The sequence below is a fragment of the Shewanella benthica KT99 genome, from assembly GCF_000172075.1.
Lineage (GTDB): Bacteria > Pseudomonadota > Gammaproteobacteria > Enterobacterales > Shewanellaceae > Shewanella > Shewanella benthica_A.
Map to the genome: position 1 here is coordinate 63333 of NZ_ABIC01000006.1, position 14874 is coordinate 78206.

Annotated in this window: 12 protein-coding genes and 1 pseudogene; 10 read left to right on the forward strand and 3 right to left on the reverse strand. The window is 45.7% G+C overall.

Annotation, left to right across the window (positions count from 1 at the left end):
* The first annotated feature begins 32 nt into the window (after positions 1–32).
* On the forward strand, positions 33–2507 hold the full coding sequence (gene rnr / locus KT99_RS03940) for a ribonuclease R (protein WP_005497261.1): 2475 nt from the start codon (positions 33–35) through the stop codon (positions 2505–2507).
* A gap of 15 nt (positions 2508–2522) precedes the next feature.
* Positions 2523–3278 (forward strand): 23S rRNA (guanosine(2251)-2'-O)-methyltransferase RlmB, encoded by a 756-nt coding sequence (rlmB, locus tag KT99_RS03945; RefSeq protein ID WP_005497263.1) that lies wholly within the window; start codon positions 2523–2525, stop codon positions 3276–3278.
* Positions 3279–3723: 445 nt separating this feature from the next.
* Here rlmB and KT99_RS03950 read toward each other — a convergent pair.
* A pseudogene (locus KT99_RS03950) lies at positions 3724–4678 on the reverse strand (IS110 family transposase).
* A gap of 333 nt (positions 4679–5011) precedes the next feature.
* Between KT99_RS03950 and KT99_RS03955 the strand changes: the two are divergent.
* Both KT99_RS03955 and KT99_RS03960 read left to right on the forward strand, forming a co-directional pair.
* Positions 5012–5719 carry a HipA family kinase gene (locus KT99_RS03955; protein WP_005497267.1) on the forward strand — a complete coding sequence of 236 codons (708 nt, stop codon included), beginning with the start codon at positions 5012–5014 and terminating at the stop codon, positions 5717–5719.
* A complete protein-coding gene (locus tag KT99_RS03960) occupies positions 5716–6558 on the forward strand; it encodes a DUF3037 domain-containing protein (protein WP_040571580.1) in 843 nt (280 codons plus the stop codon). Before KT99_RS03955 ends, KT99_RS03960 begins: the two co-directional genes overlap by 4 nt.
* Before the next feature lie 412 nt (positions 6559–6970).
* Here the strand turns inward: KT99_RS03960 and KT99_RS03965 are convergent, their stop codons facing one another.
* A complete protein-coding gene (locus KT99_RS03965; protein ID WP_040571581.1) occupies positions 6971–7732 on the reverse strand; it encodes a DUF481 domain-containing protein in 762 nt (253 codons plus the stop codon).
* 381 nt (positions 7733–8113) lie between these two features.
* Between KT99_RS03965 and rpsF the strand changes: the two genes are divergently transcribed.
* From rpsF to rplI, 4 genes are read left to right on the forward strand one after another with little or no spacing between them, the layout of a single operon-like run.
* Complete coding sequence (rpsF, locus tag KT99_RS03970) at positions 8114–8536, forward strand: 30S ribosomal protein S6 (RefSeq protein ID WP_005497273.1); 423 nt, start codon at positions 8114–8116, stop codon at positions 8534–8536.
* An 8-nt stretch (positions 8537–8544) separates the two neighbouring features.
* Positions 8545–8850, forward strand: a complete 306-nt coding sequence (gene priB, locus KT99_RS03975) for a primosomal replication protein N (RefSeq protein ID WP_040571582.1) — start codon at positions 8545–8547, stop codon at positions 8848–8850.
* An 11-nt stretch (positions 8851–8861) separates the two neighbouring features.
* Positions 8862–9089, forward strand: a complete 228-nt coding sequence (rpsR, locus tag KT99_RS03980; RefSeq protein WP_005497284.1) for a 30S ribosomal protein S18 — start codon at positions 8862–8864, stop codon at positions 9087–9089.
* Between the two features lie 27 nt (positions 9090–9116).
* Positions 9117–9569: a 50S ribosomal protein L9 gene (gene rplI / locus KT99_RS03985; RefSeq protein WP_005497285.1), complete on the forward strand. Its 453-nt coding sequence runs from the start codon at positions 9117–9119 to the stop codon at positions 9567–9569.
* Between the two features lie 222 nt (positions 9570–9791).
* On the opposite strand, the gene KT99_RS03990 is transcribed toward rplI, so the two are convergent.
* A complete protein-coding gene (locus KT99_RS03990) occupies positions 9792–12014 on the reverse strand; it encodes a S46 family peptidase (RefSeq protein ID WP_005497287.1) in 2223 nt (740 codons plus the stop codon).
* 110 nt (positions 12015–12124) lie between these two features.
* Here KT99_RS03990 and dnaB point away from each other — a divergent pair, with 110 nt between their 5' ends.
* Complete coding sequence (gene dnaB, locus KT99_RS03995) at positions 12125–13537, forward strand: replicative DNA helicase (RefSeq protein WP_005497289.1); 1413 nt, start codon at positions 12125–12127, stop codon at positions 13535–13537.
* A 180-nt stretch (positions 13538–13717) separates the two neighbouring features.
* Positions 13718–14794: an alanine racemase gene (gene alr / locus KT99_RS04000; RefSeq protein WP_005497291.1), complete on the forward strand. Its 1077-nt coding sequence runs from the start codon at positions 13718–13720 to the stop codon at positions 14792–14794.
* Positions 14795–14874 lie beyond the last annotated feature (80 nt).

A 14874-nucleotide genomic window follows, 5' to 3' on the forward strand; every position in this document is an offset into this window, starting at 1 on the left:
GGAATGTTCCGGTAAAATATTTGAGATATTGAATGATCAAAGATCCGCATTTAAAGCGTGAACAAGAAAATTATGAAAATCCCATTCCAAGCCGTGAGTTTATTTTAGAATACTTACGATCAGAAAAATCCCCGTTAAACCGTGAACGCATAGCACAGGCGCTTAAACTCGAAAGTGAGCAGCAGCTTGAGGCGCTTAGACGTCGTCTGCGAGCCATGGAGCGGGATGGGCAGCTGGTGTTTACCCGAGGGCAGGCCTACGGCCTCCCCGAGCGTATGGACCTGCTTACCGGTACGATTATCGGTCACAGAGATGGTTTTGGCTTCTTGAAGCTGGCTGAGGGCGGTGACGACCTCTTTATCAATAACCGTGACATGATGATGTATTTCCACGGCGACAAGGTGCTGGCGCAGAAAGCCGGAGTCGACCGTAAGGGGCGCCGCGAAGCACGTATCGTACGCCTGGTCGAACAGAGATCCGCCGTCCTAGTGGGACGTTTCCATTTAGATTCCGGCATGGCTTTCGTCATTGCCGATGACAGGCGTATAGGCCAAGAGATACTCATTGCCGATGAGGACCGTAATGGTGCTCGTCAGGGTGATGTTGTGGTGCTCGAATTGACCCGTCGCCCGGGCCGTTATGTGAAGGCTGCGGGTAAAGTCACCGAAGTGTTAGGCAAGCAGCAGGCTCCTGGCATGGAGATCGAGATTGCCCTGCGTAACTACGATCTGCCACATACCTGGTCGAGTCAGATTGAGAAGAAGCTGCGCGCAATTCCCGATGAAGTGACTGAAGCTGACAAAGAGGGCCGAGCCGATCTACGTCATTTGCCTTTAGTCACCATAGATGGTGAAGATGCCCGTGATTTCGACGATGCCGTTTATGCCGAAGCCAAGAAGAGCGGTGGCTGGCGTCTTTGGGTGGCGATTGCCGATGTGAGCCATTATGTGCGCACCGAATCTGCATTAGATAAGGAAGCTCGTGCTCGAGGAAACTCGGTGTACTTCCCATCACAAGTCATCCCTATGCTGCCGGAAAAAATCTCTAATGGCTTATGTTCTTTGATGCCTGAGGTCGATCGTTTATGTATGGTTGCCGAGATGACTATCTCAGCAGCAGGTAAACTCTCAGGATATAAATTCTATCCGGCCGTGATGCATTCTCATGCTCGTCTGACCTATACCCAAGTTGCCGATATGCTCGAAGGCGCAGAGGTGAGTGATAAGCTCAAACCTATATTCCCGCATCTGCAGACGTTGCAATCTCTGTATCTGACTCTGGATGTGACACGTGCACAAAGAGGCGCCATCGCCTTTGAAACTACTGAGACTCAGTTTGTTTTCAATGCCGATCGCAAGATTGACAGCATAGTGCCGAGATATCGTAATCAGGCGCATAAGATCATCGAAGAGTGCATGATTTTGGCCAATGTGGCTTCGGCCAAGTTCGTCAAGAAGCACAAGGGCGAAGTCTTATACCGGGTGCATGAGTCTCCATCCGAGCAGAAGTTGACGAACTTTAAAGACTTCCTCAAGGAACGTGGCCTGACCATGGGCGGCGGGCTTAAGCCTACACCGACAGATTATCAGGCCTTGATGGAGTCGATCACCGACAGACCCGATGCCGAGCTTATCCAGATCATGTTGCTGCGCTCGATGAAGCAAGCGGTTTACACGCCGGATAATGAAGGACACTTTGGTTTAGCCTTAGAGGCCTATTCTCACTTTACTTCGCCTATTCGTCGTTACCCTGACTTGATCTTGCATCGTGTTATTCGCTTCTTGCTGGCGAAAGAACAGGGAGAGGCGAAAGAGAAATGGACGCCTGGTGGTGGTTATCACTATCAGCTAGAAGAGTTAGACCTTCTCGGTGTCGAGTGTTCGACCACAGAGCGCCGCGCCGATGAGGCGACCCGCGATGTCAGCGATTGGCTCAAATGTGAGTTTATGCAAGATCACGTGGGCGATACCTTCGACGCTGTAGTGGCCTCGGTCACTCATTTCGGCATGTTCGTCCGTCTGAATAAACTCTTTATCGATGGCTTAGTGCATATCTCAAGTCTGGGGAGCGATTACTACCAATATGATAATATGCGTCAGCGTCTGGTGGGTGAATCATCCGGTCAGGTATACCAGATAGGCGACAAGGTCACGGTGAAGGTGGCGAGCGTCAATCTGGATGACAGACAGATAGACTTGATGATGGCGGGTGAGGAAGGTAAGTCTACACGTCCAAGCCGTGGCAAGAAGCCAATGACTGCCAGAGAGCGAGTCAATGCCGAGGGTGCTAAGCTAGGCAAAGCAGATAAGAGCGGTAAACCTAAGCGACGCGGTTCTCGTTCAAAAGCGGCGGCGGGTAAAGCTTCTGCCGATTCAGCTAAAACCAATACGAGCGGTGGAGCTAAAAAGTCCGCTGCTAAAACAAAAACGACGGCTAAGAAGTCGAAGGCTAAAAAGTCTTCAGTAAAAAAGAGCCCAGCCAAGCGTAAAGCCAAAGAAAGTAAGTAATAGAGACAGTAATAGATGAAAAAACAAGATATCACCTTTGGTATTCATGCCGTTGAAGCAGTACTGAAATATAGCCCGGAACGCGTAATCGAACTTTGGGTACTACAGGGCCGTGATGACAAGCGTTTCATGCCGATCCTAGAGAGTGCGGCTGAGTACGGTATCTCGGTGCAGCATGCAACACGTAAAGTATTGGATGACAAGTCAGACGGGGGTCAACACCAAGGTGTGATAGCCCGAGTCAAGGCGGTCAAACAGCTCAATGACAAAGACTTAGCGGTCCTGCTTGATAAGATAGAAGTAGAGAAGACAGAGACACCTTTCTTGCTGATCCTCGATGGAGTTACCGATCCGCACAATTTAGGTGCTTGTCTGCGTAACGCAGATGCCGCCGGTGTTCATGGGGTTATCGTGCCGCGTGATAACTCTGTGGGTCTAACGCCAACGGTGAGTAAGGTCGCTTGCGGCGCCGCAGAAGTGGTGCCGCTGTTTCAGGTCACTAACCTGGCTCGCACCATGAAAAGCCTGCAAGATAAAGGTATCTGGATTGTCGGCGCCGCCGGCGAAGCAGAGCAGGATTTGTATAAAGCCGATCTTAAAGGCTCACTGGCGATCGCCATGGGCTCCGAAGACAAGGGCCTGCGCCGTCTAACCCGCGAAAGCTGTGACTCACTGGTTTCGATACCTATGACCGGCTCAGTATCCAGCCTGAACGTGTCAGTGGCGACTGGAGTCTGTTTGTTTGAGGCTGTACGCCAGAGATTAAGCTAAGTTTGTGAAAACTTAGCTATCGTCATTTTGGGAGCATGTATCCCATAGTGCATCGAATGCCGTACCTTCATGGTTACTTATCACCTGCCGTGGGTGCCGTGCATGGATGCACCAATGTCGTGATTACATGGATGTGAATGAACGACCTTATATGCAGATACTTCTGTGACACACTGCTAGTACGTCCTTGTAAGTTCGGCCGTGACATCCTTGTCACGGACGCATCTTATGTGGACTCCCCGGTGTCAACAAAAACAGACACTCTTGAAGAAATAAATGCGAACTTATGTATGAGCTCTCAATTGAGTAGCGAACTCAGGCTCTATGATATTTACGCGAACCAGTTGATAATTCTACACTGCGAGCTCAAGACTCTTTGATGCGGGCTACCTTAACTGGCTGATTTCTAATCTTCGATTGTGCATTTTTGTTGTTTGAACGCTTTTTAAGCTGAAATTAACTCTGCTCTATACTCTGTACCCTGTGTGAGCATGGCGTAGGCGGTTCTGACCGTCGTCTTGGCTTCTCTTTTGACTGACCGCTGACAATGCGCCAGTTATTAACTGGCTTCTGAGAATGCTATTTTTAACGTGTTTTCCTATGGACCCCAGTTTGACCTTTCCACCTGAAGAATACTGAATCGGGGTTAATCCAATACAGGCGGATGCATCTTTTCCTGTGGAAACGACACCAATATCAGCGCAACCTAATGCGATATAGAGAGTAATCGCATTGAGAGTACCCACCCCTTCAATTTTTAATAATTTTTGAGCCTCAGGGTGAGTGACGAGTGATTTTTCCAAACACAGATCATAAGTCGTGATGGATGTTACTACGGATAAATACTGTTGCCAGGCCGCTTCAAGAGCGGCTCGAAACTCAGAAGAAAAATCATTTTCAGCGTTTTCTAACGTGGATTCAATCACACCGCGTAAGCCGCCATTTCTGCTTGACACCATAAGGTTAAACTCTGCCAACAACAAGGTGAGCTGGTTACTCATCGCAGTTTTTTGTTTGATAGCAAGTTCTCGTAATCTCATAATGGATTGAAGTTGTTGCTGCTCGACCGTTTTACCTGTGATGAAATTGACCTCGAGTAACAGTGCGGCCTGAACAATCGCTAAAGCATTATTTTTGTCCGCTTTTTGATTTTGCCTGACGGCTGAGACTAACTTAGCAGAAATTAACTTAGCCTCATGACCAAATGATATTGCTTTTTGTTTCCAATAATTAGACATTCCACACGCTTCGAACACTATGGTTACGGGGGCTAAGTTGGCCAGCCAGTCGATAAATTCATTCGGTGTCATTTCAGTATTTGAATGCACCTTATTATTTTTGAAGACACAAACTTGAATTACATTTTTAGCCAGATCAACGCCAACAATAGTCCCTTTCATTTTAGACTCCGGAATCTCGTGAGAATTGAGATATAACGTAACTGATTAGGAGAGTGGGGAGTCCAATTATCTACACTGGGTTATTCATATAGAAATTTGACCTGGCTCTCTGCCTAACTAATATTTAAAACCTTGAAAAAAAAGACAAACTACCGTAAATTCAGCTAGATGCTCTGTACGTTTGTCAAATAATAGGTTTGTTAATTGTGCATGCGCACTATGCAGCTATTTACTAGCAAGTTATTGAATAATCATTTGATTTTATTTGTATAAAGCTGTGATGCTTGAATGAAATAATACTGTTACTAACAGTGCTCTCTTTGGAATGACTTAATGATTGGAATCACCAAGATCATTCGGCAAATGAAACAAGGTCAAACAGGGCCTTTTTTATGTGAAGCTGATGATGGACACAAATATATTGTAAAAGGTGCAAGAGCGACTCGAACAGGTCTAGTTAAAGAGTGGTTAGTCGGGCATTTATGTCGTGGTTTTGAACTGCCTATTCCTGACTTTGAACTCGCGTATGTCGATGATGTACTCGTTGAATTTGATTATGAAGATCTTGGCGCAGGTGTATGTTTTGCTTCTCGGTATATCGATAATATTCAAGATATTACAGTTGCTCAGAGAAATCATATCGATAAACAATTACTCCGTGATCTATTTGTCTTTGATTACTGGGTTAGAAATGATGATAGAAATTTAACGTCTCTTGGTGGGAACCCCAATTTGTTTATGCACCCTCAAACTAATAGGGTCTATGTGTTGGATCATAATTTATCATTCGAACGTGACTTTGATTTAGATACTTTTAACCAGTGTCATATCGGGGCAGAAGCTTGGAATGAACAAAGGGATTTACTCGATAAGCAATTTTATGAAGAACGCTTTATTGCTTCTTTAGCTACACTTAGAGAAGCAATAGAGCAGCTCCCTGATGACTGGCTTGAAGTATTCGATCTCGATAGCATTGAGGCACAAATCAAAGTAGTATTGCTTCACTACAAACACACTGGTTTTTGGGAGGGCATACAATGAGCAATTTATGTAATTACGCAATAATACGTTTTATGCCGTTTGCAGAAACAGAAGAGTTTGCAAATGTTGGTATTTTACTATATTCCCCAAAGCAGGGGTTTGTTGATTTCAAACTAGCGCCAATACGATTTGCTAGAGTGACTGACTTTTTTGATGATCTTGATGGTGCATTGTATAGCAATGCACTTAGAAGCTTTGCTGATGAGTTAGAGCGAGTTCGTGACTTTGGGCGCAAAATGCTTGGTAGAGAGCAGGTGAACTTCTTCCAAGAGGTTACTCGTTACCGTGAAGGTGTGATGACATTTGGTGAAACGAGCTCAATGTTATGCGATGAGCCAACTATCGCATTGGAAACGCTTTTTGAGCGTTATATTGGAAGAAGCTTTGCGACTAAAGAGTATCGTGAGCAGCAGATGGTCAAAGTGCTTAGACATGAGCTTAAAACCCATGTCGATAATGTTAGGTTTAAACAGCAAAGGTTAGTTGCTGATTATGTGCCAGTTAATATGCCTCTTGTGGCCTGTATTGGCAACATAACTAAGGTGATAAAACCTATCGCTTTTGATCAAACTAGACCACTTAACCTTATAGAACATGGGGAGCAATGGATTAGCCGAGTTAAGAGGTTAATTCAAGCTAAGACTATTAAGCCTGAGCACATGATGTTTACAGTTGAAAATCCTATGACAAAAGATAGAAATATCATAAGGGCTTTTAATGAAGTTTCAAATGAAATGCATGATCTTGGGGTAAATGTTACTCAGTTTGAAGATAAAAAATCTATCTACAGCTTTGCTTCTAACCTTCATGAAAATGAGCCTTTTGAACTCATGAATTAATTATTTTGCCAGTAAATATAGTTATAAATATTTACTGGCATCTCTTCCTTATTTCTTCTTCCATTTATCCCCTAAAATGTTAAATCAGAAGTAAAACTGATATTTATCAAATTCCGCTTTCGTAGCTCGTATGTGTTCACATGAACAGTCAGGTATACGATTACAATGCCAGTCGCTTCCTGAGTGGTGTAGGTCATGGCCAGAAAAATGAGAGTAATAATAACCAAGACACTCAGGATTGTCAGATGAACGCTCACAAAACTTGTTATCAGACTTTTTTTGGGTAACTATGAGGCTGCCCTGAAATGACCCGCTATAAACTTTACCACTTACCACTTACCACTTACCACTTACCACTTATAACTTATAACTTTCCCCCTTCCCAGAACCTAGCCTCTCGAACCTAGGGGTCTTACTGGAACGTATACAGTAAATTGAATGTGGTGATGGTGTCTGTTTGCTCGCTGCCTTCGGGGACGACGTCTGTGTACTTGATGTTGACGCCTATCTTGAAGGCCCAGTCTTGGAAGAGGGTGTTCTTGTAGTTCATATCCAGGGTGAGGGTACTGTTGTTTTCGCCTATTTCAGCGGTGAGATCGGCGTTGAGGCTGGTATATTCCTGCAGTTTTTGCTCAAACTTGGCGGCAGTACGAACAATGATGTCTTTATCGGCCATGGGGTTTGGTTCAGATTCTGTTTCGATAGGCATGTTATATCGGTAACCTGAACCGATTTCTAAGCTGAGCTTAGTATCACTATTTGAAATAGCATCGAAACCGTAACCCACAGAAACCGTAGATATTTGGGTGTAACTACCGAAATGGTCTAAGGTGAAGTCACCTCGACCGAAGACATAGCCATCGTCTAGCCATGAAAAATCATTGTCTAGTTTATAACTGGACTGCAGCTGTACATCATATTTCTCCGCCGTGGTTTTTTCATTGTCGGCCGCATAATAGAGTTTAAATGTTCCTTCCTGTCTAAATTGCTCTGTGTCGTAAACCAGTTTGGTTCGACCATTGAAGCTACTGGACTCGGTATTGCCGGTATTGAGTTGCAAACCTGCCTCGATTTCCGCGGTGAAATCACTGGGCAGCTCTTGATAGTCGGGGGGCACTAAGGCCCAAGCTGACATAGGTATGGATACAAGTAGTGCAGTTAAAACTCTAAACATTATTTATTCTTACTATTATTTTAATGTGGTGAGGTTCTATGACGATAGGTCAACATCATACCTATTCTGTTCTGCATCGGTAAAGTTAATATAGCGATACAATTTCAAATTATCGTTGCCAAGTTTAATGTGGCAATCAGGTTACGGACCAGCAATGAACCTAGCGGGGCACTTGGAAAATTGCCCATATAAAGTGTGCTGTCTGTTTCGATAGATGACCATGAGTCGCAAATTAGCCTAATTGGTTATAGATACTGCTTGAATTCAGGCTTAGATTTGTGTAATATCTCGCGGCTTAAATCAGTCACTTTAATTAGTTCCTTGCCTCTATTTGGTCTGACTGAGCCAGCAACGAGGCTAGATAACCGTAAGGAGCAAAAAATGCGCCATTATGAAATCGTATTTTTGGTTCACCCTGATCAGAGTGAACAAGTACCTGGTATGATTGAACGTTACACGGGTATTCTTACCCAAGCTGGCGGTCAAGTTCATCGTTTAGAAGATTGGGGCCGTCGTCAACTGGCTTACCCAATTATCGAATTGCACAAGGCTCACTATGTTCTTATGAACGTAGAAACTACTGCAGAATCGATTGAAGAGCTAGAAACAGTTTTCCGTCTCAACGACGCTGTTTTGCGTAGCATGGTTATGCGTACTAAAGCAGCCATCACTGAAGCATCTCCAATGGCTAAGCTAAAAGAAGAGCGTGATTCACGCCGTTCTAGCGAAGGCGAGCGTCGTAGCGCGCCTGTTGAAAAAGCTGTTGAAGAAGTTAAAGAAACCGCTGAAAAAGCAGCAGAGTAAGCTTTTCTTTGGCCACAAACCACTTGGTGTTATCGGGAACCATTACGCGTTCCAGAAGCTTTAAAAGCCCAGCAGGCATCGCGCATTGTGTGATTATGCTGGAACACAAATCTCAGTGCTTCGAAGCAGAAATGCTAAGAAGCGTATACTGTCAGATACAAGTGATATTAAGTGGTGAACGCTTTGAAAGCGTTACAGATAAGCTGAAAATCGGCGTGGATATCGAAGTGCAAGGCTTTATCGCTCTCCAGCAGAGTCGAAATGGTCAAAATCGCTTAGTCATACACGCTGAAAATGTCGAATTGAAAACTTAGGAGACTGTCACATGGCACGTTATTTCCGTCGTCGCAAGTTCTGCCGTTTCACTGCAGAAGGCGTTACAGAGATTGATTACAAAGATATCGTAACTCTAAAGAACTATATTACTGAAAGTGGTAAAATTGTTCCTAGCCGTATCACAGGTACAAACGCTAAATATCAACGTCAACTAGCTCGCGCTATCAAGCGTGCTCGTTATCTTTCTCTACTGCCTTACACTGATTTACATCAGTAATAGCGCAATAATCTAGAGGAATTAATAATGAACATTATTTTACTTGATAAGATCGCTAACCTAGGAAATCTAGGTGACCAAGTTACAGTTAAGTCTGGTTACGCACGTAACTATCTTTTGCCACAAGGTAAAGCTGTTGTTGCCAACACTGCTAACACTGAAGTCTTTGAAGCACGTCGTGCTGAATTAGAAGCTAAGTTAGCCGCTACCCTGACGGCTGCAAACGAGCGCGCTGAGAAAATCAACGCACTTGAGTCTATTGTTATCGCTTCTAAAGCTGGTGACGAAGGCAAGCTGTTCGGTTCTATTGGCAACCGTGATATCGCCGATGCAGTTACAGCTGCTGGTGTTGAACTCGTTAAGAGCGAAGTTCGTCTTCCATTAGGCGCTTTGCGTACTACTGGTGAGTTCGAAATTGAAGTTCAGGTTCACACTGAAGTTAGAGCTATGGTTAAGATTTCTGTTGTTGCAGAAGCCTAATACATAGTTTTAAAGCGCACGACTCAATGCCTCGGTATTAAGGCTAAAGCTTTAAAAGAAAACACCGCACTAATTTAATTAGGGCGGTGTTTTTTTATGTCTGTAAAAAAGAAGACGCTGCATCTGTGAACCTCGGGGCTAAAGCCCCTCCTACAGAAAGACGAGGTTGCGTTGTAGGACCGGCTTTAGCCGGGAGATGATGAACCCTAGGCCCTTTCCATTTTAATTCCTGACTAAATCCAACTCGGCTATCAAGTTATCCGCATGGTCCACTTCATCCATCATCCAGAGGATATAGCGGAAGTCCACATGTATGGCGCGGGTGATGCTGGGGTTAAAGAACCAGTCCTTGGTTATCGCTTCATAGGTGGAATCGAAGTTTAGGCCAACTAACTCTCCCTTGCCGTTAAACACGGGAGATCCTGAGTTTCCGCCTGTGGTGTCGACACTGGAGAGGAAGTTTACCGGTACCGAATTAAACGCTTCCGGCTTATCTAAGCAAGAAAATAGCCGACACAGCCAGGTACTGGGATCGTTTATGACTGAGGCGACCTTGTGGCTGCCATATCTCTGCTCTTTAATGGCATCTAGGACTTTCTGTGGTGCATTGAAGGGTGCTACGCCGGTATGTTTGGCGGCTATGCCTTCTAGGTGAGTGAAAGGCTGTTTATATAAGGCATCTTTCGCCTGATATCCGTCGACCATGCCATAGCTGATCCTCAGTGTGCCATTAGCATCGGGATAGACTGGCCAGTCGTTGGCTTGGTAATAGGCGATGATGGCTTTCATGTAGTCGGGGCGAGCCTGAGATAGCTCACCCGCTAAGGTCTTCTTGTCTTTTTCCTGGGCCATATTGGTATCAAAAAGTGCTACGGCAAGACGAATAAAGGGATCGGCACTGGTCTCGAACGCGTCGGCTTCGGCGTCCATCCAGGCTAATCGTTTATCTTGGTTTGTCAGTGAGGTCAGTGAGTAAAGGCCATCTAGCTTTTCAGATAAAGAGGCGGACTCTTGATTATCGATAAGCATAGCGTCCAGGGCTGCCACTCGGTTGTCTTGAGCCTTGTAAGCTTGTAGATCCTGTAGCCATAGGGCTTTATCTACTGAAGTATCGAAGCTAGCATCGATGCGTTTGAGACGAGCCTTGAACATCTTCATGTCTCGCTCTTGATAGCCTTCTTCACGCTCTGCATCGGGCTTAGTCTTCTCTTTCGACAATCGATACAGCTTGTTGGCCGCGGCCAGAAGCGTACTAGATTGAGCATTTTCAAAATAGTAACGTGTCTGGCTCTCGATACGTTTCTTGCTGAGTAGACGCTCGAGTCGATCGAGTTGGGCTTGATAACTCTGGTAGGTCTTATCGGTTGCTAACCATTGCTTGAAGTCATCTTCACGGCTCTGCTTGATGCCTGCTATATCGGTGGCTTTAAAACCATCGAGTAGGCCGTTATATTTTTTCATACGGTTAGCCATAGAGGCTAAGGTGCCGGCATATTTGATTTCAATTTCACTACTGCTGTCTCCCATGGCCTCAATGGTGTCGATACGCAGTTGATATCGAGACGCTAAGGTGGGATAGAGCCAGTCACTGGCAAATTTAAGCTCGCTGGTTAAACGATAGCGACTGGTCGAGCCAGGGTACCCGGCGACAAAAACGCCATCGCCAGCCTTGACACCGTCGGCATTTATCTTCAGATAACTCTTAGGCTTGAATGGCACATTATCTTTAGCATACGCCGCCGGCTGACCATCTTTGCCTACATAGGCGCGCAGGAAGGTGAAGTCTCCTGCGTGGCGTGGATATTCATAGTTGTCTATATCGCCACCGAAAGCGCCGACACTCTTAGGTGGTGCATATACGAGACGCACATCACGGATAATCAGCTGCTTGATAAGATAATATTCGAGGCCGCTATGGAAGCTTTTGACTGAGCAGCGATAGTTGTCATCACTCTCACAGCTTTTAATCAAAGACTTTCTGTTTGATTGGATCTCTTCATAACGCACCAGAGGATCTTGACTCAAGTCTTGGGTTACTTGCTCGGAGACATTGGTCACCGCTTCGGTAATATACAACCTTTCGTTAGGGCCCGCGCTCGGCTCATCGATTTTACTCGTTGCCAGGAACCCATCGGCAATATAATTATGCTCTTTTTTACTGTTGTATTGTATGGCTCTATATGCGCAGTGATGGTTTGTGACAACTAACCCTTGGGGGGAGACGAAACTGGCTGTACAATAGCCGAGTCCGACAACCGCATTCATCGGATACTGAGTGAGGTCGGCTAACTGTGTTGCCGGAATGCTGATTCCTCTTTCGCTAAGCTTGTCTGCAATCGATGGCATTTGATAAGGCTGCCATTGCCCCTCATCTGCATGGGTCTCGAGAGAGATAAATGCCACTCCAGATGACAGCACTAATGCTGAGATCAATGCATTGCGCATAGTGATTCCTTATTTTAATTGTTGTTTGGATAGGAAGTTGTTCACTTCCTGTTTTTATTGAGTTGGTTTTATATCATATTTAGTGTAATCGTTGGGAATTTGGAGATTAAATGTCACAACAAGCTCAAGGTGGCTTCAAGGTAAAACAGAAGCCTAGAGATATCCAGATGGATACTCTTAAGATGCCACCACATTCTTTAGAGGCGGAGCAATCTGTACTCGGTGGTCTAATGCTAGATTCCGAGGCTTGGGATAGGGTGTCTGAAGCGGTTGTTGCAGAAGATTTTTATTCTCGCTCTCATAAGATGATTTTCAATGCGATGGCAACCTTAACCGGTGCCAGTCATCCCATAGACCTGATCACTGTTTCTGAGCAATTAGAAATTGAAGATCAGTTAGAAGATGCCGGCGGCTTCGCCTATCTGGGTGAGATTGCCAAGAATACTCCGAGCGCGGGTAACATACTTTCTTATGCGGGGATCGTACGTGAGCGAGCCGTCGTTCGCGACATGATCAAGGTCGCCAATGAGATCGCCGATGCCGGTTTTAATCCCGAAGGGCGTAACTCCAGCGAGTTACTGGATCTTGCTGAGACCAAGGTCTTTAAAATTGCAGAGTCTCGAACTAATGACAAGGATGGTCCGAAAGACATCAAGGCTATTCTGGAGAAAACCGTCGATAAAATTGAGGAACTCTATAATAACCCTACGGGTGGTGTGACTGGTGTTTCCAGTGGTTTTCACGATCTCGATAAGTTGACGGCGGGTTTCCAGGCGGGCGATTTGATTATTGTCGCCGCACGTCCCTCTATGGGCAAGACGACCTTTGCGATGAACTTGTGTGAGCAGGCGGCGCTCAATGAAGATAAACCTGTGCTGATTTTCAGCCTGGAGATGCCTTCTGAACAGATCATGATGCGTATGTTGGCCTCATTGGGTCGAGTGGATCAGACTAAGATACGTACCGGACAGCTGGATGATGATGATTGGGCTCGTGTGTCATCCACCATGGGGATCATGCTTGAGCAAGGTAAGATGTACATCGATGATGGCTCAGGCCTGACTCCGACCGATGTTCGCAGCCGGGCCAGACGAATAGCCCGTGAACACGGCGGTCTGTCGATGATCATGATCGATTATCTGCAGTTGATGCAAGTGCCAGCTCTGAAAGATAACCGTACCTTAGAAATTTCTGAAATCTCCCGCTCACTCAAGGCGTTAGCCAAAGAGTTAATGGTTCCGGTCATTGCACTATCACAGCTCAACCGTTCATTGGAGCAACGTGCCGATAAGCGTCCGGTGAACTCAGATTTGCGTGAATCTGGTGCGATTGAGCAAGATGCCGACTTAATCATGTTTATCTATCGTGATGAGGTGTACAACCACGATACTGAGCATAAAGGCGTCGCAGAAATTATCATAGGTAAGCAACGTAACGGGCCCATTGGGCGTGTTGTTTTGACCTTCCAAGGGCAATTCTCTCGTTTCGATAATTATGCCGGCCCTAAGTTCGATGAAGACTAATCGTTAGCTCTTTCTCATAGGAAGGCGCAAGGGTGACGTTGCGCTTAAGCCGAGATTAAACTTGATTCGTCTAGAGGGTGGACAATGGATCATTGGCATCACTCTATATAGATTCAATGCTCATATTAATATCACCGCTGGATCGCGCCCAAGGTTCCGCTCCATCGATAAGGTCTATTTTTGAAACCATTCCCACGTGCAGAGATCAGCTGTAAAGCGCTGAAACATAATCTAGCTCGCTTACGCCAGATCGCGCCCTCGAGTAAAATCATGGCGGTGGTTAAAGCGAATGGTTATGGCCACGGCTTATTGAATGTGGCTCAATGCATCGAAGATGCCGATGGGTTCGGTGTGGCCCGTTTAGAGGAGGCAATAGCATTAAGAGATGGTGGCGTGACGGCTAAGCTCATCTTGCTGGAAGGCTGCTTTAGGCCGGTAGACTTGATCACCTTAGTGATGAACGACATAGAGACAGTTGTGCATAATGAGACACAACTGGAGATGTTAGAGCAGGCAAGCTTATCTAAGCCTGTTAACGTCTGGTTAAAGTTAGATACAGGTATGCATAGGTTAGGTTTCACCCCCGAGCAATTTGAGCAGATTTATGCGCGACTTCAAGCATGTCCTCAGGTGGTAAAACCAATCAAGCTGATGTCTCATTTTGCCTGTGCCGATGAGCCGGATAACCCCTATACCCAAGAACAATTAAATAAATTCAATAAGTTGGTAAGAAATTTACCGGGCGACACGACACTAGCCAACTCGGCAGGAACTTTATATTGGCCGGATAGTCATAAGGACTGGGTTCGACCGGGTATCGCCCTCTATGGCGTCTCCCCTGTGACGGGAGATCTGGGTAAGAATCATGGTCTGCAACCGGCGATGGAGCTGATATCTCAGCTGATTGCCGTTCGTGAGCATAAGGCTGGTGAGCCTGTGGGATATGGCTGCTATTGGCGAGCCAAAGCAGATACTAAGCTTGGCATTGTCGCTATCGGTTATGGTGACGGCTATCCGAGAAATGCGCCAGAGGGAACCCCTGTGTGGGTTAATGGACGTCTGGTGCCCATAGTTGGACGCGTTTCTATGGATATGTTGACTGTCGATCTTGGATCTGACTCAAGCGACAGTATTGGTGATGAAGCCATATTGTGGGGCAGTGCCTTACCGGTTGAAGTCGTTGCCGAGCACATAGGCACCATCGCCTATGAACTCGTGACAAAATTAACTCCTCGTGTTGCCGTGTATATGGAATGAACACCTAGATCTATTTTGCTAGTTGTATCGATTCAATGAAGCGGATATTCGTAATCGAGTGAGATAAATTTTGAAATACC

Bases quoted from the DNA above. Each gene is read 5' to 3' on its own strand.
- dnaB (WP_005497289.1), top strand. From the start codon at position 12,125: ATGTCACAACAAGCTCAAGGTGGCTTCAAGGTAAAACAGAAGCCTAGA.
- rpsR (WP_005497284.1), top strand. From the start codon at position 8,862: ATGGCACGTTATTTCCGTCGTCGCAAGTTCTGCCGTTTCACTGCAGAA.
- rpsF (WP_005497273.1), top strand. From the start codon at position 8,114: ATGCGCCATTATGAAATCGTATTTTTGGTTCACCCTGATCAGAGTGAA.
- rplI (WP_005497285.1), top strand. From the start codon at position 9,117: ATGAACATTATTTTACTTGATAAGATCGCTAACCTAGGAAATCTAGGT.
- rnr (WP_005497261.1), top strand. From the start codon at position 33: ATGATCAAAGATCCGCATTTAAAGCGTGAACAAGAAAATTATGAAAAT.
- KT99_RS03965 (WP_040571581.1), bottom strand. From the start codon at position 7,732: ATGTTTAGAGTTTTAACTGCACTACTTGTATCCATACCTATGTCAGCT.
- KT99_RS03960 (WP_040571580.1), top strand. From the start codon at position 5,716: ATGAGCAATTTATGTAATTACGCAATAATACGTTTTATGCCGTTTGCA.
- KT99_RS03990 (WP_005497287.1), bottom strand. From the start codon at position 12,014: ATGCGCAATGCATTGATCTCAGCATTAGTGCTGTCATCTGGAGTGGCA.
- KT99_RS03955 (WP_005497267.1), top strand. From the start codon at position 5,012: ATGATTGGAATCACCAAGATCATTCGGCAAATGAAACAAGGTCAAACA.
- rlmB (WP_005497263.1), top strand. From the start codon at position 2,523: ATGAAAAAACAAGATATCACCTTTGGTATTCATGCCGTTGAAGCAGTA.